Source organism: Streptomyces sp. NPDC026515 (assembly GCF_055567595.1).
In genome coordinates this window covers 123,507-147,005 of sequence record NZ_JBVHQD010000017.1, presented here as the reverse complement: position 1 = coordinate 147,005, position 23,499 = coordinate 123,507, and the positions used below count along the sequence as shown (strand labels likewise).

17 protein-coding genes and 1 tRNA gene are annotated in these 23,499 nt (G+C 72.2%); 1 reads left to right on the top strand and 17 read right to left on the bottom strand.

Annotated elements, in window-relative coordinates; genetic code table 11:
* Window positions 1-237 precede the first annotated feature (237 nt).
* The 12 genes from ACZ4O3_RS31410 to bldG form a co-directional block, all read right to left on the bottom strand.
* Window positions 238-1,131, bottom strand: coding sequence for a glycosyltransferase family 2 protein (locus ACZ4O3_RS31410; RefSeq protein ID WP_362725843.1), 894 nt, complete (start codon window positions 1,129-1,131; stop codon window positions 238-240).
* Window positions 1,132-1,496: 365 nt separating this feature from the next.
* Window positions 1,497-1,570: transfer RNA gene (locus ACZ4O3_RS31405), tRNA-Thr, on the bottom strand.
* 107 nt (window positions 1,571-1,677) lie between these two features.
* Window positions 1,678-3,279: an alpha/beta hydrolase gene (locus ACZ4O3_RS31400; protein ID WP_467725439.1), complete on the bottom strand. Its 1,602-nt coding sequence runs from the start codon at window positions 3,277-3,279 to the stop codon at window positions 1,678-1,680.
* A gap of 133 nt (window positions 3,280-3,412) precedes the next feature.
* Window positions 3,413-4,618, bottom strand: coding sequence for a DNA polymerase III subunit delta' (locus ACZ4O3_RS31395; protein WP_384997126.1), 1,206 nt, complete (start codon window positions 4,616-4,618; stop codon window positions 3,413-3,415).
* A 265-nt stretch (window positions 4,619-4,883) separates the two neighbouring features.
* Window positions 4,884-8,138 (bottom strand): dTMP kinase, encoded by a 3,255-nt coding sequence (gene tmk, locus ACZ4O3_RS31390; protein ID WP_467725436.1) that lies wholly within the window; start codon window positions 8,136-8,138, stop codon window positions 4,884-4,886.
* 188 nt (window positions 8,139-8,326) lie between these two features.
* Window positions 8,327-11,158 carry a type I DNA topoisomerase gene (gene topA / locus ACZ4O3_RS31385; RefSeq protein ID WP_467725435.1) on the bottom strand — a complete coding sequence of 944 codons (2,832 nt, stop codon included), beginning with the start codon at window positions 11,156-11,158 and terminating at the stop codon, window positions 8,327-8,329.
* 254 nt (window positions 11,159-11,412) lie between these two features.
* A complete protein-coding gene (locus ACZ4O3_RS31380; RefSeq protein ID WP_351747218.1) occupies window positions 11,413-11,610 on the bottom strand; it encodes a hypothetical protein in 198 nt (65 codons plus the stop codon).
* A 298-nt stretch (window positions 11,611-11,908) separates the two neighbouring features.
* Window positions 11,909-13,438 (bottom strand): DUF7059 domain-containing protein, encoded by a 1,530-nt coding sequence (locus ACZ4O3_RS31375; RefSeq protein ID WP_467725433.1) that lies wholly within the window; start codon window positions 13,436-13,438, stop codon window positions 11,909-11,911.
* A gap of 187 nt (window positions 13,439-13,625) precedes the next feature.
* Window positions 13,626-14,228 carry a small secreted protein gene (locus ACZ4O3_RS31370; protein WP_362733060.1) on the bottom strand — a complete coding sequence of 201 codons (603 nt, stop codon included), beginning with the start codon at window positions 14,226-14,228 and terminating at the stop codon, window positions 13,626-13,628.
* Window positions 14,229-14,556: 328 nt separating this feature from the next.
* Complete coding sequence (locus tag ACZ4O3_RS31365; protein WP_362723304.1) at window positions 14,557-16,968, bottom strand: sodium-translocating pyrophosphatase; 2,412 nt, start codon at window positions 16,966-16,968, stop codon at window positions 14,557-14,559.
* A 327-nt stretch (window positions 16,969-17,295) separates the two neighbouring features.
* Complete coding sequence (locus ACZ4O3_RS31360; protein WP_362723307.1) at window positions 17,296-17,730, bottom strand: ATP-binding protein; 435 nt, start codon at window positions 17,728-17,730, stop codon at window positions 17,296-17,298.
* Window positions 17,731-17,968: 238 nt separating this feature from the next.
* Window positions 17,969-18,310 carry an anti-sigma factor antagonist BldG gene (gene bldG, locus ACZ4O3_RS31355; protein WP_010986038.1) on the bottom strand — a complete coding sequence of 114 codons (342 nt, stop codon included), beginning with the start codon at window positions 18,308-18,310 and terminating at the stop codon, window positions 17,969-17,971.
* Between the two features lie 83 nt (window positions 18,311-18,393).
* Between bldG and ACZ4O3_RS31350 the strand changes: the two genes are divergently transcribed.
* Window positions 18,394-20,856, top strand: a complete 2,463-nt coding sequence (locus ACZ4O3_RS31350) for a DEAD/DEAH box helicase (RefSeq protein ID WP_362723310.1) — start codon at window positions 18,394-18,396, stop codon at window positions 20,854-20,856.
* On the opposite strand, the gene ACZ4O3_RS31345 is transcribed toward ACZ4O3_RS31350, so the two are convergent.
* The 5 genes from ACZ4O3_RS31345 to ACZ4O3_RS31325 form a co-directional block, all read right to left on the bottom strand.
* Window positions 20,813-21,256, bottom strand: a complete 444-nt coding sequence (locus tag ACZ4O3_RS31345) for an Rv3654c family TadE-like protein (RefSeq protein WP_362723313.1) — start codon at window positions 21,254-21,256, stop codon at window positions 20,813-20,815. The genes ACZ4O3_RS31350 and ACZ4O3_RS31345 overlap by 44 nt on opposite strands.
* The gene (locus tag ACZ4O3_RS31340; RefSeq protein WP_362723316.1) at window positions 21,253-21,573 is read right to left on the bottom strand and encodes a TadE family type IV pilus minor pilin; all 321 of its coding nucleotides are present in this window, start codon (window positions 21,571-21,573) and stop codon (window positions 21,253-21,255) included. Before ACZ4O3_RS31340 ends, ACZ4O3_RS31345 begins: the two co-directional genes overlap by 4 nt.
* A 28-nt stretch (window positions 21,574-21,601) precedes the next feature.
* On the bottom strand, window positions 21,602-21,781 hold the full coding sequence (locus tag ACZ4O3_RS31335; protein WP_362723319.1) for a DUF4244 domain-containing protein: 180 nt from the start codon (window positions 21,779-21,781) through the stop codon (window positions 21,602-21,604).
* A 62-nt stretch (window positions 21,782-21,843) separates the two neighbouring features.
* Window positions 21,844-22,623, bottom strand: a complete 780-nt coding sequence (locus ACZ4O3_RS31330) for a type II secretion system F family protein (RefSeq protein WP_467725430.1) — start codon at window positions 22,621-22,623, stop codon at window positions 21,844-21,846.
* Entirely contained in the window at window positions 22,620-23,480 is an 861-nt protein-coding gene (locus ACZ4O3_RS31325) for a type II secretion system F family protein (protein WP_467725428.1), read from the bottom strand. Before ACZ4O3_RS31325 ends, ACZ4O3_RS31330 begins: the two co-directional genes overlap by 4 nt.
* Window positions 23,481-23,499 lie beyond the last annotated feature (19 nt).

The following is a 23,499-nucleotide window of genomic DNA, read 5'->3' as shown; positions in this document are numbered from 1 at the left end:
CTTCACGCCAACCGGTCGGCGACCTCCAGGAGAACCGCTGGCCATATGTTAGCGATCCGTTGGCGAGCCCTGATGTGATCTTTGTATCGGACCGGGCCCGACGGCGCGCGTGTACACCGCGCAACTCGGGGGAGTGTCGCCGCAGGCCTGGATCCGGGGACGCGAGAGGGTCCCGGTCGGCGGAGGTGAACGACCGGGCCCTCGTCGTGTTTCCGGTCTCCGGCGGAGCCACCGGACTCAGATGACGGGTGGGCGGCCGAGCCGGGTGAGCCGCCAGACCGTGCGCCAGCGCATCGGCCGCCGCTCGCCGGCAGGTTCACGCATCCCCTCCGCGAAGCCCGCGAACCAGGCCCGCAGCCCGCCCGGCGACCGGGTACGCAGGACGGTGATCAGCGTCCACACGGCCAGATGCACCGGGATCAGCGGCAGGGGCAGCCGACGGCGGGTCAGCCAGACCCGGTTGCGGGCGGTCACCCGGAAGTAGACGGCATGCCGGGCCGGCGAGGTCCGGGGGTGCTGGAGGAGCAGCTCGGGCGCGTAGAGGATCTTCCAGCCGGCGTCGGCGGCCCGCCAGGCCAGGTCGGTCTCCTCGTGCGCGAAGAAGAACTCGGCGGGCCAGTCGCCGGTCTCCGTGAGCATGGCCATGCGCAGGGCGTGCCCGCCACCGAGGAAACCGGTGACGTACCCCCCGCGCATCGGGTCGGCGTTCCCGACGCGCGGCACGTGCCGCTGCTGGGTCGCGCCCTGCTCGTCCGCGATGCGGAAGCCGACGATGCCGAGGCGGGGGTCGGCGGCGAACAGATCCCGGACCTGCCGGAGCACCTCGACGTCGACCAGCACCCCGTCGTCGTCCAGTTCGACGACGACGTCCACGTCACCGAACATCCGCAGCCGGGCGAGGGCGACGTTGCGACCGCCGGGGCAGCCGAGGTTGTCCTCGACGTCGACTGTGGTGACCTCGCCGGGCAGGCCGAGGCGGTGCGCGAACTCGGGGAGCCGGCAGCCGTTGCCGACGATCACGATGCGGTCGGGGGCGAGGTCCTGCTTGGCGACGGACCTGAGCAGGGCGTCGACTTCGTCGGGCCGGTTCCCCATCGTCACCACGGCCACCGCGAGCCTCGGCTGCGCCATGCCCTCACCTCATCCAGCCGATTCCGGCACCCTCGCGTCGAACGGGCAACCCTCATTGTTCATAAAAAAGTTGTCCCGAGTACTCCGGCACTCCAGAAATGGCCGCGCCTTGCGGTGAATTTGAGGGTGACTTGATGTCACTTCCCACGCTGTCGGGCTCTCGCGCGCGACGGCGCCCGACGGCGCGGCTGCGGGAACGCCCGAGTGTGCGGTGGGAAGGTCCGGCGGTTCGATCCGTGCCGGAACCGCGACCAGGGCCGGAACGGAGACCGCCGACAGCCGCGCGGCCCGCGCCCAGCGCCGTCGCCGCATCCACTGAACGAGAAAACCCAGCTCAGAGACTGTCTGGGCTGGGTTTCCAGTAGAGCCGCCTTCGGGATTCGAACCCGAGACCTACGCATTACGAGTGCGTTGCTCTGGCCATCTGAGCTAAGGCGGCGCGTCGCCCGCACTATGGTGCGATCAGCGACGTCGGTAAGTCTACACAGTTTCCGAGGGTGCTCAGGACACGTCCCGGGAGCGCGGCTCCCGGGACGCCTGCAGGGGCTATGAGCAGCGCTTTCCCTCCGCCGGCGGGGTGCCCTTGAGGAGGTAGGCGTCGATCGCCGAGTCGATGCAGGTGCTGCCCCGGCCGTACGCGGTGTGACCGTCGCCGACGTAGGTGAGGAGACGGGCCGAGGTGAGCTGGCGGGCCAGGGACTGGGCCCAGGGGTACGGCGTCGCCGGATCACGGGTGGTGCCGACCACGACGATCGGGGCGGCGCCCTTCGCCTTGACGCGATGCGGCTCCCCCGCGGCCCGCACCGGCCAGTACGTGCAGTTCAGCGAGGCCCACGCCAGGTTGGCCCCGAACACCGGCGACGCCTTCTCGAACTCGGGCAGCGTCTTGTCGACCTGCTCGGGTCCGTTGAAGGCGGGCGGCAGGTCCAGGCAGTTCACCGCCGCGTTGGCGAACATCAGGTTCGAGTACCGGCCGTCCGCGTCCCGCTCGTAGTAGCTGTCGGAGAGGGCGAGCAGGCCCGCGCCGTCGTTGTCCTTCATCGCCGCGTGCAGCGCGTCGCGCAGCCGCTCCCACTCCGCCTGGTCGTACATGGCCGCGATCACCCCGGTCGTGCCGAGGGACTCGGTGAGCTTGCGGCCGTCCGCGTCGCCGGTCGGGATCGGGTGTGCGTCGAGCTTCCGGAAGAACGTGCCGAGGTTGTCCGCGATCTCGGTGGGCGAGCTGCCCTTCGCGCCCAGCGGACAGTCCGTGCGTTTCGCGCAGTCCTTCGCGAACGACTGGAACGCCGTCTCGAACCCGGCCGTCTGCTCCAGGTTCATCTGGCGCGCTGACAGGGAGGGGTCGATCGCGCCGTCCAGGACCATCCGCCCGACCCGCTCGGGGAACAGCCCCGCGTAGGTCGCGCCGAGGAAGGTGCCGTACGACGCCCCCACGTAGTTCAGCTTCGGGTCGCCGAGCACCGCACGCAGGATGTCCATGTCGCGCGCCGAGTCGGCGGTGGAGACATGGCGCAGCAGCTCCGCCGAGTGCCTCCCGCACTCCTCGGCGAACTTCTTGAACTGCCCGACCAGTTCGTCCGTCTCCCTCTGGTCGTCGGGTGTCACGTCGGTCTCGGTGAACCTGTCCATCTGCGGTCCGTCGAGACACTCGACGGGCTCGCTGCGGGCGACCCCGCGCGGGTCCATCGCGACCATGTCGTAACGCGCCCGCACCTCGGCGGGGTAGCCGATGCCGGCGTACTGCTGGAGGTAGTCCACCGCCGAGCCGCCCGGGCCGCCCGGGTTGACCAGCAGCGACCCGAGCGGCTTGGTCTTGCCTGTGGCCTTCTTCCGGGCGACCGCCAGCCGGACGTCGCCCGCGCCGGGCTTCCCGTAGTCGAGCGGGGCCTTCATCGTCGCGCACTGGAAGCCGGGGACTCCGCAGCTGCGCCAGCTGAGCTTCTGGTCGTAGTACGGCGCCAGCGCGGACGGCGTCGACCGGGGCAGGGCGGCCAGCTCGGCGATGCCGGCCGACGCGGATGTCGACGCGCTGTCCGGGGCGGAGCACGCGGAGACGAGCAGGGCAGCGGCCGACAGCAGAGCCACCGAGGTCAGGGCGCCGGCGCGAGTCCGGGTCCGGATACGGCGGAGGGTTCGCCTGGTGTGCATCAATCGAGCGTAACGCTGAGAGATGATCTCCGTGCGGTGCGTGTTGACCATGGCTCGTACGGGTGACCCCGGTCAACCGGCGGCCCCACCTCCCCGGGGACCGTGCCGAGCCCGCTCACCCAGCTCGGCCCGCTCAGCCCGCTCTGAGCGCCATCGTCATCGCCTCCACCGCGAGCAGCGGCGCCACATTGCGGTCGAGGGCGTCCCGGCAGGCCGTGATCGCCTCGATCCGGCGGAGCGTGGCCTCGGGCGAGCCGGCGCGGGCCAGCCGCTGCAGGGCGTCCTCGGCGTCCCCGTTGGCGATCGCGACCCGCGAGCCCAGCTGGAGGGCGAGGACATCGCGGTAGAAGCCGATGAGGTCGGTGAGGGCGACGTCGAGGCTGTCCCGCTGGGTCCGGGTGCGACGGCGCTTCTGCATGTCCTCCAGGTCCTTCATCACGCCCGCCGTGCCACGCGGCAGCCGCCCGCCCTCGGCGGCGCCGAGCGCCGCCTTCAGCTCCTCGGTCTCCTTGCCGTCCGTCTCCTCGGCGAGCTGCTTGGCGTCCTCGGCCGCCGCGTCGACCAGCTCCTGGGCGGCCTTCAGGCACGCGCCGATCTCGTCCAGCCGCAGCGGCAGCTTCAGCACGGCGGCACGGCGCGCACGGGCGGCCGGGTCCGAGGCCAGCCGGCGGGCCCGGTCGACATGCCCCTGGGTGGCGCGGGCGGCCGCCGCGGCCACCTCGGGCTCGATGCCCTCGCGCCGTACGAGCATGTCGGCGACCGCCTGCACCGAGGGAGTGCTGAGGTTCAGGTGACGGCAGCGGGAGCGGATCGTGGGCAGCACGTCCTCGACGGACGGCGCGCACAGCAGCCAGACCGTGCGGGGCGCGGGCTCCTCGACGGCCTTGAGCACGGCGTTGGCCGACTTCTCGTTCAGCCGCTCGGCGTCCTCGACGAGGATGATCTGCCAGCGGCCGGTCGCCGGGGCCGTGTAGGACTTGCGGACCGTGTCACGCATGTCCCTGACCAGGATCTCGGAGCCGACGGCCGCGACCGAGGAGACGTCCGCGTGGGTGCCGATCAGGGCGGTGTGACAGCCGTCGCAGAAGCCGCAGCCGGGGGCTCCGCCGAGGGCGCGGTCGGGGCTCACGCACTGCAGGGCGGCGGCGAAGGACCGCGCCGCCTGGATCCGTCCGGCGCCCGGCGGGCCCGTGAACAGCCAGGCATGCGTCATCTTCGACGTCTCCGGCAGCGGCTGCTGAGCCGCGGCGGCGGTGACCAGGGCGTCGGCGTCCCGGGCGGCGGCGGTGAGCACCTCGCTCACCCGCTCCTGCCCGACGAGGTCGTCCCATACGGTCATGGGTCACGCCGCCCTTCCGTCCGTGCCACGTCGTGATTCTCTTTCCAGATCCGCAGGCCACCGGTTCCGTGGTCCGGACTCCATTGTGCGGGCGCCCACTGACAACGGGGCCGCGCCGGCGGGAGGCCCCAGGCCGGCGGAGGGCCCCTGCCGCCGTGCGCACCTCCGCCGCCGTGCGGACGTCCGCACGGCGGCGGGGGCGGCACCGGTCGGCGTCCCGACCCGTACCGCCCCCGTACGAGCGCTTCCGGCCTCAGGGGCCGGGTCAGCCTCGCCGCCCACGGCCCCGGCGGCCCCGCTCGTCGTCGAACTCCTCTTCCTCGTACGACCCCAGCAGCTCGTCCGCGAGCGACGGCAGGTCGTCCAGCGGGGTCTCCTCGGCCCAGTCGGGCCGGGGGCGCTGCCGCCGGGCCGTACCGTCGCCGTCCACCTGCGGCAGCTCGCGCGTACGGCCTTCGGATCCGTCGGGGTTGCCGTCCGGACCGCCCGCCCGCTCGTCCCGGAAGAAACCGGGCGGCATCCGGTCCGCCGGGGCGTCCGTGGGAGCGGTGGCGTCGTCGCGCACCGAAGGCAGCACGGCCGTCTCATCGGCGGCGCCGGGCACCACGGGCGGCAGGACCGCCGTCTCGTCCGCGGCCCCCGGTACCACCGGAGGCAGCACGGCCGTTTCGTCGGACGCCCCCGCAGGCGGCTGCGGCAGCTGCGCCGTCACCTCGGACCCGGACTCCTGGGCCGCGGGCTCGCGGTCCGCGCGCACCGGGCGCAGTACCGCCGTCTCGTCCGCCGCGCGCTGCGGCGCCGCGGGCGGTTCGTCGTCGGGGCGCACCACCGGCGTCGGCATGGTCGTCGCCTCCGGTGTGACACCGGGCGCGGTCGGCCGGGGGGCGGCCGACTCCCGGGCGGCCACGTCGGCCGCGGCCGCCGCCTCCGCCGCCGCACGCCGCGCCTGCTCGGCCTTGAGCAGGGCTTCCTCGGCCTTACGCTGCTTCTCCAGGCGCCGTTCCTCGGCCTCGGCGTGCAGCCGGGCCTCCTCCTCGGCCTGCCGGCGGCGCCGCTCCTCCTCGGCCCTGCGGCGGGCCTCGGCCTCCGCTCGGGCCTGCTCCTCGGCGAGCAGCCGGGCCTGCTCCTCCTCGGCACGCCGGCGTGCCTCCTCGGCACGCAGCCGGGCCTCCTCCGCCTGCCGTTCGGCCTCGCGGCGTTGCGCCTCCTCCAGCTCGCGACGCTTGCGCTCCTCCTCCTCGGCGCGGAGCTTGGCGAGCTGCTCCTGGCGCTCCCGCTCCTGACGCTCCTCCTCGGCCTTGCGCGCGGCCTCTTCCTCGGCCTTGCGGCGGGCCTCCTCCTCGGCGGCCTTGCGCGCCTCCTCGGCGGCCTTGACCTCGGCCTCGGACAGCGGCAGCACGGTGTCGAGCCGCGCCCGGATGACGGTGGTCACCGACTCGGGCTCCTGGCCGGCGTCGACGACCAGGTAGCGGCCGGGGTCGGCGGCGGCCAGCGTCAGGAACCCGGCCCGCACGCGCGCGTGGAACTCGGCGGGCTCCGACTCCAGCCGGTCGGGGGCCTCGGTGAACCGCTCGCGGGCGGCCTCCGGCTCCACGTCCAGCAGGACCGTCAGATGCGGGACCAGTCCGGCGGTGGCCCAGCGGTTGATGCGGGCGACCTCGGTCGGGGACAGGTCCCGGCCGGCGCCCTGGTAGGCGACGGAGGAGTCGATGTAGCGGTCGGAGATGACGACCGCGCCGCGCTCCAGGGCGGGCCGGACGACGGTGTCGACGTGCTCCGCGCGGTCGGCGGCGTACAGCAGCGCCTCCGCGCGGTGCGACAGTCCGGCCGAGGAGACGTCGAGCAGGATCGAGCGCAGCCGCTTGCCGACCGGGGTGGCACCGGGCTCGCGGGTGAGGACCACCTCGTGGCCCTTGGCGCGGATCCACTCGGCGAGGGCCTCGGCCTGGGTGGACTTCCCGGCGCCGTCGCCGCCCTCCAGGGCGATGAAGAAGCCGTTGGCCGTGGGCTCCTGCACCGGGTCGTCGCCGCCGAGCAGCGCGTCCCGCAGATCGTGCCGGAGCGGCACGCCCGCGCGGTCGTCGACCTTGGCCAGCACCAGCGCGGCCACCGGCAGCAGCAGCGCGCCGACCAGCATCAGGGTGAACGCGGCGCCGCCGTGCGCGAACACGAACTTGCCGTTCTCCAGGCGGTGCGGCCCGATCAGGGCGGCCACCAGGGGGGCGATCAGCGCGCCGAGCGCTATGGCGACCCGGACCACCGCGTGCAGGTGCTCGGTGGTCCGCGGCTTGCGGTAGTCCTCGGTCTCCTGGTCGAGCAGGGTGTGCCCGGTGTTGGCGGCCACACCCGCGCCGACACCGGCCAGCGCGACGATCAGCAGCACGGTGGTGACGTCCGGGACCAGACCGCCGGCCAGCAGCGCGACACCGGTGAAGGCGATCGCCAGCGACAGCAGCCGGCGCCGGGAGAGCGTCGGCAGCAGCGCGGGCGCGGTGCGGATGCCGACGGCCACCCCGCCGGTCAGCGCGAGCACCAGCAGGCCGTACAGCACCGGGCCGCCGCCCAGGTCCTTGGCGTGCAGCACGGAGACGGCGACCGCGGCGGAGATGGCGCCGGCGACCGCGGCGCAGGCCGTCACCAGCAACGGGATGGCGCCGGTGCGGCCCCTGTCGGTGCCGGTGCCGGCCTTGGGGCGGCGCAGGCCCTCCAGCGGCGACCGCGCGCGCGGGGTGCGCGTGCCGGGCACCTCCAGGTAGACCAGCACCGAGAGGGAGGCGGCGAACAGCCCCGCCGCCACGTACGACCCGAGGGCCGCCTGGTGCTGGGCGAACCACTCGATGCCGGTGCCCAGCAGGTTGTTGACCAGGGAGGCGACGACCAGCGCCGCGGCCGCGAGCGGGACGGCGAGGAACGTCGTCCGCAGCGACAGGCGGCGCAGCGCGTCCAGGTGGTCCGGCAGCGGCCGTACCGTGGCGCCCTCCGGGGGCGGGGCCGGCAGCAGCGCGGGAGCCGCGCTCTCCCGGCAGACCGTCCAGAAACGCTCGGCGACCGCGGTGACGAAGGCGGTGACCAGAAGCACCGCCGGGGCGTTCTCCGGCGTCCAGTCGATCCACAGGGGGGCGACGATCAGCAGGATCGCGCGCAGGCCGTCGGCTCCGACCATGGTCCAGCGGCGGTCCAGCGGGCCGTCCTGGGCGGTCAGCGTGGTCAGCGGGCCCAGCAGGACCGCGCCGAAGAGCAGGGTGCCCAGAATGCGCACGCCGAAGACGACCGCCACCGCGAACGCCACACCGCGGTAGCCCCCGCCGAACGAACCCTGCACGATCGCCGCTTGAAGCGTGAGCACGACAAGCACGAGGAGGGCCAGCGTGTCGCCGACACCACTGACGAGCTGCGCGCTCCACAACCGCCTCAGCTCGGGTCGGCGCAGCAGCGAGCGGACGGCGCGTTCGCGGGAATCCGCTACCAGTGCGTCGTCCGGTTCTGTCCGGGGGGCCGTTGGCTGCTCGGCTGGCGTCATGCTTTCAGCCTATCGGCAGCCGCCGACAGGCAGCCGCGCCGTCCACAGGTACGCACACCCCGACACCAAGTTGATGCCGGGGCGTGTGCGTTGCGAAGACACCGTGAACCGGTGTGACCGATATGAACCGGATCTGCCGACAGAAATCGGTATGACCGGTGTGACCGGTACGACGTTCTGAGGGTGGCTCAGTCCTCCGCGGCCGCCTTGGCAGCCGTCGCCTTCTTGGCGGTCGTCTTCTTCGCGGCCGTCGTCGTCTTGGCAGCGGTCTTCTTGGCGGCCGTCTTCTTGGCGGGCGCGGCCTTCTTGGCGGCAGCCGTCTTCTTGGCGGGCGCCTTCTTCGCCGTCTTCTTGGCGGGCGCCTTGGCCCGCTTCTCGGCGAGCAGTTCGAAGCCGCGCTCCGGGGTGATCTCCTCGACGCTGTCGCCAGAGCGCAGGGTCGCGTTGGTCTCCCCGTCGGTGACGTACGGACCGAAACGGCCGTCCTTCACCACGACGGGCTTCTCGCTGACCGGGTCCGTGCCCAGCTCCTTCAGCGGCGGCTTGGCGGCGGCCCGGCCCCGCTGCTTGGGCTGGGCGTAGATCGCCAGCGCCTCTTCGAGGGTGATCGTGAAGAGCTGGTCCTCGGAGGTGAGCGAACGCGAGTCCGTGCCCTTCTTCAGGTACGGCCCGTAGCGTCCGTTCTGCGCGGTGATCTCCTGGCCGTCGGCGTCGGCGCCGACGACCCGCGGCAGCGACATCAGCTGGAGCGCGTCCGCCAGGGTGACCGTGTCCAGGGCCATGGACTTGAAGAGTGATGCCGTGCGCGGCTTGACCGCGTTCTTGCCGGTCTTCGGGGTGCCCTCGGGGAGCACCTCGGTGACGTACGGGCCGTAGCGGCCGTCACGGGCGATGATCTGGTGGCCCGTCTGCGGGTCCACGCCCAGCTCGAAGTCACCGCTCGGCTTGGCGAGCAGTTCCTCCGCCAGCTCGACGGAGAGCTCGTCGGGTGCCAGGTCCTCCGGCACGTCCGCGCGCTGGTGGCCCTCGGAGTCCTTCTCGCCGCGCTCGATGTACGGGCCGTAGCGCCCGACCCGCAGCACGATGCCGCTGCCCACCGGGAACGAGGACACCTCACGGGCGTCGATCGCGCCCAGGTCGGTCACCAGTTCCTTGAGGCCGCCGAGGTGGTCCCCGTCGCCGTTGCCGGCGTCGGCCGCGCCGCCCGTGGCGGTGTCCTCACCGCCCTCTCCGAAGTAGAAGCGCTTCAGCCACGGCACCGCCTGGGCCTGTCCGGCGGCGATGCGGTCGAGGTCGTCCTCCATCCTCGCGGTGAAGTCGTAGTCGACCAGCCGGCCGAAGTGCTTCTCCAGCAGGTTGACCACGGCGAAGGAGAGGAAGGACGGCACGAGGGCCGTGCCCTTCTTGAAGACGTAGCCGCGGTCGAGGATCGTGCCGATGATCGACGCGTACGTCGACGGGCGACCGATCTCGCGCTCTTCCAGCTCCTTGACCAGCGAGGCCTCGGTGTAGCGGGCCGGGGGCTTGGTGGAGTGCCCGTCGACCGTGATCTCCTCGGCGGAGAGCGCGTCGCCTTCGCCGACCTGGGGCAGCCGGCGCTCGCGGTCGTCCAGCTCCGCGTTCGGGTCGTCGGCGCCCTCGACGTAGGCCTTGAGGAAGCCGTGGAAGGTGATCGTCTTACCGGAGGCGCTGAACTCCGCGTCCCGGCCGTCGGCGGCGGTGCCCGCGATCTTCACGGTGACGCTGTTGCCGGTCGCGTCCTTCATCTGGGAGGCGACGGTCCGCTTCCAGATCAGCTCGTAGAGCTTGAACTGGTCGCCGGTCAGCCCGGTCTCCGCCGGGGTGCGGAAACGATCACCCGAGGGGCGGATCGCCTCGTGCGCCTCCTGGGCGTTCTTGACCTTCCCGGTGTACACGCGGGGGGAGGAGGGCAGGTAGTCGGCGCCGTACAGCTGCGTGACCTGGGCCCGCGCGGCGGCGACGGCCGTGTCGCTCAGCGTCGTGGAGTCGGTACGCATGTAGGTGATGTAGCCGTTCTCGTACAGCTTCTGCGCGACCTGCATGGTGGCCTTGGCGCCGAAGCCGAGCTTGCGGCTGGCCTCCTGCTGGAGGGTCGTCGTACGGAACGGGGCGTACGGCGAGCGGCGGTACGGCTTGGACTCGACCGAGCGGACCGAGAACCGGGTGTTCTCCAGGGCGGCGGCGAGGGCGCGGGCGTTCGCCTCGTCGAGGTGGAGGGTGGTCGCGGTCTTGAGCTGCCCGAGCGAGTCGAAGTCACGGCCCTGGGCGACGCGCCTGCCGTCGACGGCCTGCAGGCGGGCGACGAGCGTCGACGGGTCCGACGGGTCGCCGGCACGGCCGGTCGCGAAGGTGCCGGTCAGGTCCCAGTAGTCGGCGGAACGGAACGCGATGCGGTCGCGTTCCCGCTCCACCACGAGCCGGGTCGCCACGGACTGGACACGGCCGGCCGACAGGCGCGGCATGACCTTCTTCCACAGGACCGGCGAGACCTCGTAGCCGTAGAGGCGGTCGAGGATGCGGCGGGTCTCCTGGGCGTCGACCATGCGCTGGTTCAGGTCGCGCGGGTTGGCGACGGCCTCGCGGATCGCGTCCTTGGTGATCTCGTGGAAGACCATCCGCTTGACCGGGACCTTGGGCTTGAGGACCTCCAGGAGGTGCCAGGCGATGGCCTCCCCCTCGCGGTCCTCATCGGTGGCGAGGAAGAGTTCGTCGGAGTCCTTCAGCAGGTCCTTGAGCTTCTTGACCTGCGCCCTCTTGTCTGCGTTGACGACATAGATCGGCTCGAAGTCGTGCTCGACGTCCACGCCGAGGCGGCGGACCTCACCGGTGTACTTCTCGGGCACCTCCGCGGCGCCGTTGGGAAGGTCACGGATGTGCCCGACGCTCGCTTCGACGACGTATCCGGGGCCCAGATAGCCCTTGATCGTCTTCGCCTTGGCAGGCGACTCGACGATGACGAGTCGGCGGCCGCCCTGTGCGGTCTCGCTGGTCGGGGACAACTTCGCTCTTCTCTCCGGTCGACGCTGGGCCTCCCCAGGCCTTGCTCCCGGGGCCGTGGCACGGGCACGGACGCCCGCTCACTTGGTGACGCTGCGGAGTGTGACGGTACATCCCGCCCCCGTGTCAAACGGGAAAAGCCCACAACGGCCACTCGAACGGTAACCCGACTACCGCCATTCCTGCCGCCCGGAGTCCCCGGCCACTCGCCCGGCCCTGTCCGGAGCGTGATGCTCCGATCACCGGAACGTGGCGCTCAGAGGCGGGTCAGGCAGTACGCGCCGAGGCCCAGCGCGATCACCGCGGCAAGGCTTGCGAGGGTGGCCGATGCGACCTGACTCACACCCTGGGCGACGGGTTCACCACGCCGGACCCGGATGCCGGTCCACACCAGCAGTGCGCCTCCGAACAGGGCGAACACCGCCCCCGCGAAGATCGCCGGTCCGCTCTCCATGACCCGCGCGCCCCTTCCCTGCCGTCCGTGACTGCCCAGCGCGGGGAGACTGGCACGGACGGACGGCGAGCGGGAGGCCGACGGGCGAAATCGCGGTGAACGAGGCACCGTCAGCCTTTCGAACATACGATCGAGTGACTACGGGGCGAACATTCTGGCCACATTTTTCCGGCCCTTTTCCTTTCCCGGCGTGTCCGTGGGGCCGGGACGCCCGTCGACAGGCCGGGAGGACCTTCAGCAGAACGGGAGGACCGTCGGCCGGCCGGCCCACCGGCCCTCCGTCAGCTCGCCGGCCCCGTCACCCCGCCGGCTCCAGGAACCCCTGCTCCACCAGCAGCCGGATCTGTGCGGGCGTACGGTCGCGCAGCAGCACCGGGTCCTCGCCCATCAGCTGGGCGATGGCGTCGAGGATCCGCCCCGCGCTCAACGAGCCGTCGCACACCCCGGCGAACCCGGCACCCACGGTGTCCACCTTGGTCGCGCGCCGCATCCCGCGGTGCTGGCGCAGCACCACATGCTCCGGATCCTCGGCACCGGGAAGCCCGACCTGCTCCTGAACCACCTCGACGGCGAGCCGGAAGTGGCCTTCGAGCAGATCCGCGTCGTCGTGCCCACGGAGATAGTCGAGACGGTCGAAGTGCGCGCGGATCGTCTCACCGAGCGGCTGTTCGATAGGATGCGGCCACTCCTCCACCGTGACCGACGGCACGGCGGCCGCCGTCCTCCGCAGCGTGATCCAGCCGAATCCCACACCCTTGACCTTGCGCGCCTCGAACTCGTCGAGCCACGCGTCGTACCGCGCCTGGTACTCCGCCGCGTCCCCGCGGTGGTCGCCGGAGTCCCGGAGCCACAACTCGGCGTACTGGTTGACGTCCTGCACCTCGCGCTGCACGATCCACGCGTCGCACCCGCGCGGCACCCATGACCTGACCCTGTCCTGCCAGTCCTCCCCCGCGACGTGCTGCCAGTTGGCGAGGAACTGCGCGAACCCGCCCTCGGTCAGCCGCTCCCCGGCCTGTTGAACGAGCGAGCGGCACAGATCGTCCCCGCTCATCCCGCCGTCCCGGTACGTCAGCCGGGCACCCGGCGAGATCACGAACGGCGGGTTGGACACGATGAGGTCGTACGCCTCCCCGTCCTTGACCGGCTCGAACAGCGAGCCCTCGCGCAGGTCGGCCGCCGGGGCGCCGGACAGTGCCAGCGTGAGCGCCGTGACGTGCAGCGCGCGCGGGTTGAGGTCGGTCGCCGTCACGTGCGTGGCGTGCTGGGCGGCGTGCAGCGCCTGGATGCCGGAGCCGGTGCCGAGGTCGAGGGCGGCGGAGACGGGGGTACGGACAGTGATGCCGGCCAGCGTCGTGGACGCGCCGCCGACCCCCAGGACGACGCCCTCGTGGCGCTGCCCGATGCCGCCGGCACCGCCTACCGCGCAGCCGAGGTCGGAGACGATGAACCAGTCCTCGCCGTCGGGCCCGCCGTACGGCCGGACGTCGACGGTGGCCGCGACCTCGTCGCCGCCCGCGCGGGTCAGCCAGCCACCCTCCAGGAGGGCGTCCACGGGCAGCACGTCCGCCACGCGCGCGTGCGGTACGGGCTGCTGGAGCAGGAACAGCCGGACGAGCGTCTCCAGTGGCGTGTCCCCGCGGGTGGCCCGGAGCGCGGGCACCGTCTCGCTGCGGGCCAGCGCCGCGTAGGCGGGCGCGCCCAGCAGCTCCAGGAGCCCGTCGGCGGTGAAGGAGGCGCCCAGCAGGGCGGCGCGCAGCCTGGCGGCGACGTCGGGTCGGTCGGAGGCGGGAAGAGTGGCGAGGCCGGAGTCAGTCACGCCCTCCATTGTGGCCCGCGCCACCGCTCGGAGACCGCCTCAGCTCGCGGCGGCCGAGGCCCGGCGGGCGGCCGCCGTCCATCGGCTCCCGGCACCGTGCGGGCGCGCCCCGCACGCCCGGGCACCACCCGGCTCCCGGCACGCCACGCGTCCCGCGGCGGTCGCCGTCGCCTCGGGTTGACCTGAGCCCGTGGGGTCAGCTCGCGGTCGACGAGGCCGACGCGGAAGCCGTCACGGAGACCTTCTTGCAGCTGGCCTGCTCGGCGATCGCGTTCTTGACCTCGCCCTGCTCCAGGGCCTCCAGTGCCGCGGTGCCGCTCTTGTTCTGCGTCTCCAGGTCCGCCATCTGGGAGGCGACGTCGTGCAGACCGGTGGCGAACTTCGCCTGGCTCTTGGTGTCGAGCGCGTCGACCTTCTTCTTCAGGTCGGCATAGGACGCGGAGAGGCTGTTGAGGTTCTTGACGACGTCCTGCTGGCGCTTGGCACCGTCGTCGATCCCAGGGGGCGCACCGGCGCTGCCGATGGCCGAGGCGAGCGCCTTGTAGCCGTCGGACATGTCCTGGAAGGCCTGGGAGTCGGTCTTCTGGATGGTCGCGGGCGAACTCGTGGTGTCCGAGGCCGTCTGCGCGATGGCCGCGTTGGCCGCCTTGATCTTCGCGTCCTGCGCCGGCACCGCGTCACACACGGTCTTGGCCCAGGCGATCAGCTTGGGATCGGTCCCCTTGTTGCTGCTGCACCCGGACAGTGCCACTACCAGTACCGCACCGCCGGACAGTGCGGCCGCGAGCTTCTTGTTCACCGGATAGGTCCCTTCAATGGCTCTCGGCCCCCGGAATCTACACGGCACCCGGACAGCACCCTCATGAAGACTGTCCATTAATTATGCTTTTGGACGGTTTCACACCGTGAGAGAGAAGGCTCACGACGAGACGAGGCACACACCCGGAGCCTGAGGGCGCATCCGCACCCGGCCGCGCGGGAACCGTGACCGCCCCACCCGGCCGCGCACGGGAACCCGTGCCCGCCCCTCGCGCGCGAAACGGGCGGACGGCGCGTCAGCACGCGCCGTCCGCCCGCTCGTTGGCCCGGCTCCCGCGCGGGAGTCCGGGTGGCCGTCGTAAGGCCGCCTACGAAACCACCGCCGGGTCGGCGGACTTGGCCACGTGTTCCGCGCCGTCCTCGTCGTCGTCGCCGACGGCGATGCCGCGCCGCTTGGAGATGTACACCGCGCCGACGATCACGACCAGGGCGAGGACCGAGATCAGGATCCGGATGCCGATGCTCTTGTCATGACCGTACGAGAACTTGATCACCGCCGGTGCGATGAGCAGCGAGACCAGGTTCATGACCTTGAGCAGCGGGTTGATCGCAGGTCCCGCGGTGTCCTTGAAGGGGTCGCCGACCGTGTCGCCGATCACCGTGGCGGCGTGGGCGTCACTGCCCTTGCCGCCGTAATGGCCGTCCTCGACGAGTTTCTTGGCGTTGTCCCAGGCGCCGCCGGAGTTGGCCAGGAACACGGCCATCAGGGTGCCCGCGCCGATCGCACCGGCGAGGTAGGAGCCGAGGGCCCCGACACCGAGCGTGAACCCGACGAAGATGGGCGCCATCACGGCGAGCAGTCCCGGCGTGGCCAGCTCCCGCAGGGCGTCCTTGGTGCAGATGTCGACGACCTTGCCGTACTCGGGCGTCTCCGTGTAGTCCATGATCCCGGGGTGCTCGCGGAACTGCCGCCGCACCTCGTAGACCACCGAACCCGCCGACCTCGACACCGCGTTGATGGCAAGCCCGGAGAAGAGGAAGACGACCGCCGCGCCGGCGATGAGGCCGACGAGGTTGTTGGGCTGCGAGATGTCCATCGACAGGGTCAACGGCGCGCCCGTGCCGGTCAGTTTCGCTCCCACGTCCCGCACGTTCGTGGTGATCGCGTCCCGGTACGACCCGAAGAGCGCCGACGCCGCCAGCACGGCGGTGGCGATGGCGATGCCCTTGGTGATCGCCTTGGTGGTGTTGCCGACGGCGTCCAGGTTGGTGAGCACCTGCGCGCCCGCGCCCTCGACGTCGCCGGACATCTCGGCGATGCCCTGGGCGTTGTCGGAGACCGGCCCGAAGGTGTCCATGGCGACGATCACACCGACCGTGGTGAGCAGGCCGGTGCCGGCCAGCGCCACCGCGAACAGCGCCAGCATGATCGACGTGCCACCGAGCAGGAACGCCCCGTAGACGCCGAGGCCGATCAAAAGTGCGGTGTAGACGGCCGATTCGAGACCGACCGAGATCCCCGCGAGGACCACGGTGGCCGGGCCGGTCAGCGAGGACTTGCCGATGTCCATGACCGGACGCCGGTTGGTCTCGGTGAAGTAGCCGGTCAGCTGCTGGATGACGGCCGCCAGCAGGATGCCGATGGCGACCGCGACCAGCGCGAGGATCCGCGGATCGCCGTCCTTGGCCTTGATGGCGGCGTCGGAGATGCCGTCGAGGTCGGCGTACGTGCCCGGCAGGTATACGAAGACCGCGACCGCGACCAGCGCGAGCGAGATCACCGCGGAGATGAAGAAGCCGCGGTTGATGGCGCTCATGCCGCTGCGGTCGCTGCGGCGCGGGGCGACCGCGAAGATGCCGATCATGGCGGTGAGCACACCGATGGCCGGTACCAGGAGCGGGAAGGCGAGACCCGCGTCCCCGAAGGCCGCCTTGCCGAGGATCAGCGCGGCGACCAGGGTCACCGCGTAGGACTCGAAGAGGTCGGCCGCCATGCCCGCGCAGTCGCCGACGTTGTCGCCCACATTGTCGGCGATGGTCGCGGCATTGCGCGGGTCGTCCTCCGGAATGCCCTGTTCGACCTTGCCGACCAGGTCGGCGCCGACGTCGGCGGCCTTGGTGAAGATGCCGCCGCCGACACGCATGAACATGGCGATCAGCGCGGCGCCCAGGCCGAAACCTTCGAGCACCTTCGGCGCGTCGGCCGCGTACACCAGCACCACACAGGAGGCGCCGAGCAGGCCGAGCCCCACCGTGAACATGCCGACCACGCCGCCCGTGCGGAAAGCGATCTTCATGGCTTTGTGCGAGACGGCGGTGAGATCCTTTTCCGGTTCGCCTTCCGCCGGGGTGGCTTCCCGGGCGGCCGCGGCGACGCGGACATTGCTGCGTACGGCGAGCCACATGCCGATATAGCCGGTGGCCGCCGAGAAGGCCGCGCCGATCAGGAAGAAGATCGATCGGCCGGCGCGTTGGTTCCAGTCGTCCGCGGGCAGCAGCAGAAGCAGGAAGAACACCACGACGGCGAATACGCCGAGGGTGCGCAGCTGCCGGGCCAGATAGGCGTTCGCGCCTTCCTGGACCGCCGCCGCGATCTTCTTCATGCTGTCGGTGCCTTCGCCGGCCGCGAGTACCTGGCGCACCAGGATCCAGGCGACCACGAGCGCGGCCAGCGCCACGACGGCGATCACCGCTACCAGGACCCGGTTGTCGTCGGTCAGGACCGCGGCCGCGAGGGTTGTTGGGTGACCGAACTGATGAGGGGTAGGAAGCCCCGCCATTCGTCCTCCTTGACGCTTGGGCTGAGCTCAAGATGTGGACGGATTCTAGGTACCCGCGAGTGATCTAAACAGGGGACGGTAAGCGGAATTGACCTTCTCGTGCTCTTCAGCAAATGATCGAGGTCACGGCGGCGAACCCGAAAGTGGTAACGCCCTAAAAGCATTGACGATCACCACTGGCCTATTCGGCACTTGATCAAATTATCGGGCGACCCGCCGGCGCATTGATCGTGAATTCTTTCACGAATTCGGCGACCGGATGACATTGGCCGGAAAATAACAAGAAGGGCCCTGCTGAGCAGGGCCCTTCTCATGATCGGGTGACTCTCAGGTGAGCGCGACCCCGGGCGGGGTGGTGGGCCAGGTCATGCGGATCAGGCCGCCGTGCTCTCCGGCGGTGACCTCCACGTCGTCGACGAGACCGCTGATGACCGCGAGGCCCATCTCGTCCTCCTCTGCCTCCACGTCCGCGTCCGGCGCCGCACCGGTCGCCCGGTCGACGGGAACGGATCGCGGTGCCTCGTCGCCGACCTCGATGGAGAACTGTTTCTCGTCCTCGATCAGCGCCACCCGCACCGGCTCGTTGATGCCGACGCTCTGGTGCAGTCCGACAGCGCGGGAACAGGCCTCGCCGACGGCCAGCCGGACCTCGTCCAGGACGGCCTCGTCCACTCCGGCCCTGCGTGCCACCGCCGCCGCCACCAGTCGGGCGGTGCGGACGTGCTCGGGCAGCGCGCTGAAGCGGAGTTCAACGGTGGCCATACGTCCCCCTCGGAACTACAGGCGTGCGGTAGGGGGCCGGATCGCCGAAAACCCGGCCCCCCGATGAATTGCGTCCGCCCCGGGCCTGCGACCCGTGAGCGGCTGCCGACACGGGCTGTGCGAGCCCGAGCGGGCGGGGGCGACACGGGCTTGCGTACGGCTTCGTACGAGCCCGTGTCGGAGGCCGACCGGACGGCGCGGACCGATCGGCGGTCCGGAAGCCGTCGGCCGGCCCGGGTCAGTCGGTGGCCGCCACCGCTTCCTCGACCGAGGTGTGAATCGGGAACACCTTGGTGAGGCCGGTGATACGGAAGATCTTCAGAATGCGCTCCTGGTTGCAGACCAGGCGCAGCGAGCCCTCATGGGCACGCACCCGCTTCAGGCCTCCGACCAGCACGCCGAGTCCGGTGGAGTCGAGGAAGTCCACGCCCTCCATGTCGACGACGAGGTGGAAATTCCCGTCGTTCACCAGCTCGACCAGCTGCTCGCGCAGCTTGGGCGCGGTATATACGTCGATTTCGCCACCGACCTCAACGACCGTGCGATCGCCGACGGTACGGGTCGACAGGGACAGGTCCACGGATCCTCCAGCACCTTGCTATCGAGCGGGTCGCCCCTTGGGACACCTCGGCCTGCGGCCCCCGGGACGGTACGCCAGCCGCGATGGCATTCAATCACTTACCGGCAGGCGTGCACGACGCCTTGGCCCCATTGTCCGTCACGCCGGTGACACACTCGGTCCCGATGGCCATAAATCACCGATCCGATCGACCCTCGGTTCCGGCCGCGTCCGGGTTCTCTCCGGGCACGGTCCTGGACCGGCTCGCCTCCGGGCCGAGCCGGGCTTCGCGCATCACTCATACGGAGCACTTGCCCCCGCGAGCGGGTCGGCATGCCGTCTGGCCTGACCGGATTCGCTCAGAGGTGGTCGCGGCCGTTCAGGCATGCGGCATCGACCATCCGTGGGAGCACCAGGCCCTGGCCGCCGAGCACGCCCTGGACGGCGACTCGGTGGTGGTCGCCACCGGCACCGCCTCGGGCAAGTCGCTGGCCTATCTGGTACCGGTCCTCTCCACACTCCTGGACGGCTCCGAGGCGCCCAACGGCCGCGGAGCCACCGCTCTCTACCTGGCACCCACCAAGGCGCTGGCGGCGGATCAGTGCCGATCGGTGAAGGAACTTTCACAACCGCTGGGCAACGCCGTACGGCCCGCCGTGTACGACGGCGACACCCCGTACGAGGAACGGGAGTGGGTCCGCCAGTACGCCAACTACGTGCTCACCAACCCGGACATGCTGCACCGCGGGATACTTCCCGGGCACGCCCGCTGGTCCTCCTTCCTGAGGTCGCTGAAGTACGTCGTCATCGACGAATGCCACACCTACCGGGGCGTCTTCGGCTCTCACGTCGCCCAGGTACTGCGCCGGCTGCGCCGCCTGTGCACCCGCTACGGCGCCTCCCCGGTCTTCCTGCTGGCATCCGCGACCGCCGCCGAGCCGGCCGTCGCCGCCCGCCGGCTCACCGGCCTGCCGGTCGTGGAGATCGCTGACGACGCCTCCCCGCGCGGCGAGCTGGTCTTCGCCCTCTGGGAACCGCCGCTGACCGAGCTGCACGGCGAGAAGGGCGCCCCGGTCCGCCGCACCGCCACCGCCGAGACCGCCGACCTGCTGACCGACCTCGCCGTGCAGGGCGTGCGCTCGGTGGCCTTCGTCCGCTCCCGGCGTGGCGCCGAGCTGATCGCCCTCATCGCCCAGGAACGGCTGGCCGAGGTGGACCGCTCCCTGGCCCGGCGTGTCGCGGCCTACCGCGGCGGCTATCTCCCCGAGGAGCGGCGCGCCCTGGAACGTGCCCTGCACTCCGGGGAGCTCCTCGGGCTTGCCGCCACGACGGCCCTGGAACTGGGCGTGGACGTCTCCGGGCTGGATGCCGTACTGATCGCCGGGTATCCGGGTACGAGGGCCTCTGTGTGGCAGCAGGCGGGCCGCGCGGGCCGCTCCGGTCAGGGCGCCCTCGCGGTCCTGGTGGCACGCGACGACCCGCTGGACACGTTCCTCGTCCATCATCCCGAGGCCCTGTTCGACCAACCGGTGGAGTCGACGGTCCTCGACCCGGACAATCCGTACGTCCTGGCACCGCATCTGTGTGCCGCCGCGGCCGAGATCCCGCTCACCGAGGACGACCTCGTCCTGTTCGGTCCCGCGTGCGAGGAGCTGCTGCCGCAGCTGGAGGCCGCGAAGCTGCTGCGCCGCCGTACCAGGGCCTGGCACTGGACCCGCCGGGAACGGGCCGCCGACCTGACCGACATCCGCGGCGAGGGCGGCCGCCCGGTGCAGATCGTCGAGGCGGGCACGGGGCGGCTGCTGGGCACGGTGGACGCGAGCGCCGCGCACTCCACGGTCCACGAGGGCGCGGTCCATCTGCACCAGGGCCGCACCTACCTGGTGCGCTCCCTGGACCTGGAGGACTCGGTCGCCCTGGTCGAACAGGCCGAGCCGCCGTACTCCACGGTCGCCCGCGACACCACGGCCGTCTCCGTCCTGGAGACCGACACCGAGATCCCCTGGGGCGACGGCCGCCTCTGCTACGGCTCCGTCGAGGTCACCAACCAGGTGGTCTCCTTCCTCCGCCGCCGGCTCATCACCGGCGAGGTACTGGGTGAGACGAAACTCGACCTTCCGCCTCGGACACTGCGGACCCGCGCGGTGTGGTGGACCGTCACCGAGGACCAGCTCGACGAGGCCCGGATCATCCCGGAGATCCTCGGCGGCGCCCTGCACGCCGCCGAACACGCCTCCATCGGCCTGCTGCCGCTCTTCGCGACCTGCGACCGCTGGGACATCGGCGGCGTGTCGGTCCCCCTGCACCCCGACACGCTGCTGCCGACGGTCTTCGTCTACGACGGCCACCCGGGCGGCGCCGGCTTCGCGGAGCGCGCCTTCCACACGGCCCGCGCGTGGCTCACGGCCACCCGCGAGGCGATCTCCGCGTGCGAGTGCGAGGCCGGGTGCCCGTCCTGCATCCAGTCGCCCAAGTGCGGGAACGGGAACGATCCCTTGCACAAACGGGGCGCGGTACGGCTGCTCACGGTGCTGCTGAAGGGGGCACCCGACCAGGCACCGGACTAGACGGTCGCCCGGGGGCGGCCGGGGGGCCGGTCGCGCACTCCCCCGCGTCCCCGGGGAGGACGACGCAGCGGGGGCCGGCTCTTGCCCGGACCTCTGCCGTGAACGGCCCGCCGCCCGAGGCCGCCGACACGTCCGAGACGTCTCCCACGATCACGCACCGCGTCAGCCGCGCACCCTGTGCCCGTGCCACCCGGCCGGCCCGGGCACAGGCTCCCGCAGCCCCTTCGGCCCAGTGGTCCGCCGCCGCGAGCGCGGCCATGTCGGCGCCGCCGGCCGCACGGTGCCGGACCACCACCGCCTGCCCCAGCCCGAGCACCACGCCGAACACCACGCACAGGACGGCGATCGCTCCGAGGCTCCAGACGGTGGCCGACCCCCGATCCGCGTACCGGCTCCTCACGGCCCCGCCTCCTCCGCCAGCGCCACCGCCGACTCCCGCACCTCGAACGGCAACGCGCCGAGCACCGGCGGCCTCGCCACCACCGTCACCCGGACCTGGTCACCCTCCCGGCCGACGGTGACCGTCGCCCCGTCCGGCGCCACCGCCTCCGTCACGGCGACCACCGCGCCCTCGGCGTCCTGCCGGGCAGCGGCCCGGGCCCCGGCGCGGGCCGCGTCCACGCACCGGATCTGGTCGGCCACCACGAGCAGCCCCCACACCAGTGCCATCGTGAACGTCACCAGCACCGGCAGCACCACGGCCGCCTCCGCCGTCACGAACCCGTGGTCCGCCCCGCGCCGCCGTTCACATACCCGCACTGAGGGCTCGTTTCACGATGTCCTGGAGCTCCGCACTGACCTGCCCGCTCGTCACGACCGCGTAGAGAACCGCCGCGAACCCGACGGCGGCGATGATCCCCATCGCGTACTCGGACGTGACCATTCCCGCGTCCCGGCGCAGCAGTTTCCGCATTTTCCCGCACATCTCGACTCCTCTGAATTCCGAATCCGGTGATCTGATCCCGCCGACTGCCCGTATGGCCGCTTTCATCCACCACCCCCTCGCATCACCCCGCCCGCCAGCCCGATCACCACGGGCAGCACTCCGACCGCGATGAAGGCGGGCAGGAAACACAGCCCCACCGGCGCGGAGATCAGCACGGCCGCCCGCCGCGCCCGTGCGGTCGCGTTTCTCGCCCACTCCGCGCGGGCGTCCCCGGCCAGCCGTGCGACCGGTGCGGCCGCCGGCAGCCCGGACTCGTCCGCGCGCGCCAGCAGCCGGGCGAGGGCGGCGGCCCCCGGCAGTGCCGCCAACCGCCGCCAGGCGGCGGCCGGTTCACCGCCCAGCCGGACCTCCGCCGCACCCCGTGCGAGCCCCTCCCCGACCGGCCCGCCGAGCGCCTCTCCCACGGCCTGGGCGGCGACCACCGGGCCCGCTCCTGCGGCGATGCAGGCGGCCAGCAATTCGGAGGCGAGCGGGAGTTGGCGGGCGGCACGGGACGCCTCGTCCTGCGCCGCCCGTCCCGCGTCCCCCTCCCGGCGCCGCCACTGCCACAGCCCCGCGGTGACGCCCAGGCCCAGCAGCACTCCAACGGCCCCACCGGCCAGCACCCAAACGCCGCACACCACGCCGGCCACCGGCAGCCAACCGCGGACGGCCACACCGACGCCGGACCGCCGCTCCGGCATCTCCAGGCCCAGCAGTTCGGCCACCTTGCGCCGGGCCCAGCGCCTGCGCCGGGCGGTCCACAGCCGCCACGCCGACCACCCCAGGGCCGACAGCGCCACGACCGCCACCCCCAGCCTGTGGACGAGTTCCGCGTTCACGCCGCCTCAGCTCCCCGGACGATCCGGGCCGCCCACCACACCCCGGCGGCCTCGAACACCGCTCCGACGACCAGGCAGCCCAGTCCGGCCCCGGTGTGCAGCAGCACGCGCAGCGGGTCGGCGCCCATGGCCGAGCCGAGCAGGAGGCCGAGGGCGGGCAGCGCGGCCAGCAGCACCGCGGTGGCCCGCGCGCCGGACAACTGAGCACGCAGGTCGGCCCGCTGGTCCCGTTCGGCGCGCAGCGCCGCGTCCAGGCGGTCGAGGCCGGCCGCGAGCCCGGCGCCCTGGTCGACGGCCACCCGCCAGCACGCCGCGAGCCCCAGCAGGCCTTCGGCGCCCGGCCGGCCCGCGGCCGTCGCGAGCGCGCCGGGCACGTCCCCGCCGAAGCGTGCCGCCGCCACCACCGCCGCCCGGGCCTCGCCGAGTCCGCCGGAGTCCCGCGCGGCCCGCAGCAGCGCCTCGCCGGGCTGCCGTCCCGCGCGCACCTCACCCGCGAGCACCCCGCACAACGTGATCACCGCGTCGGCACGCGCCTGCCGGACCCGGCCCGCCTGCCGGGCCAGCCGCAGCCGGCGCAGCGCCGGCACTCCGGCCGCACCGGCGAGAACCGGAAGCACCGAGGCGGCGGCGAGGGCCAGCACGATGCCGACGGCCAGGGCCCACCACTCGCCCCGCCAACGGCCGCGCAGCCGCCGCAGCTCCCCGACCGTCCGCTCCCAGGAGAGCGGTCCGGCCGACACCGCCCCGCCCCCGGCGAGCAACAGCCGGGCCCGCCGGACCTCGCGCTGCCGTTCCGCGAGGAGCCACGCCACGACCCCGCCGCACACCACGGCCGCGCCGATCGTCGTCTCACCCATCACACAAACCCCTTTCGAC

Coding starts and splice junctions, on each gene's coding strand:
- ACZ4O3_RS31410 (WP_362725843.1), bottom strand. CDS start 1,131: ATGGCGCAGCCGAGGCTCGCGGTGGCCGTGGTGACGATGGGGAACCGG.
- tmk (WP_467725436.1), bottom strand. CDS start 8,138: ATGACGCCAGCCGAGCAGCCAACGGCCCCCCGGACAGAACCGGACGAC.
- ACZ4O3_RS31380 (WP_351747218.1), bottom strand. CDS start 11,610: ATGGAGAGCGGACCGGCGATCTTCGCGGGGGCGGTGTTCGCCCTGTTC.
- ACZ4O3_RS31335 (WP_362723319.1), bottom strand. CDS start 21,781: ATGTGCGGGAAAATGCGGAAACTGCTGCGCCGGGACGCGGGAATGGTC.
- ACZ4O3_RS31325 (WP_467725428.1), bottom strand. CDS start 23,480: ATGGGTGAGACGACGATCGGCGCGGCCGTGGTGTGCGGCGGGGTCGTG.
- ACZ4O3_RS31375 (WP_467725433.1), bottom strand. CDS start 13,438: ATGGAGGGCGTGACTGACTCCGGCCTCGCCACTCTTCCCGCCTCCGAC.
- ACZ4O3_RS31400 (WP_467725439.1), bottom strand. CDS start 3,279: ATGCACACCAGGCGAACCCTCCGCCGTATCCGGACCCGGACTCGCGCC.
- ACZ4O3_RS31350 (WP_362723310.1), top strand. CDS start 18,394: ATGGCATTCAATCACTTACCGGCAGGCGTGCACGACGCCTTGGCCCCA.
- ACZ4O3_RS31395 (WP_384997126.1), bottom strand. CDS start 4,618: ATGACCGTATGGGACGACCTCGTCGGGCAGGAGCGGGTGAGCGAGGTG.
- ACZ4O3_RS31360 (WP_362723307.1), bottom strand. CDS start 17,730: ATGGCCACCGTTGAACTCCGCTTCAGCGCGCTGCCCGAGCACGTCCGC.
- ACZ4O3_RS31365 (WP_362723304.1), bottom strand. CDS start 16,968: ATGGCGGGGCTTCCTACCCCTCATCAGTTCGGTCACCCAACAACCCTC.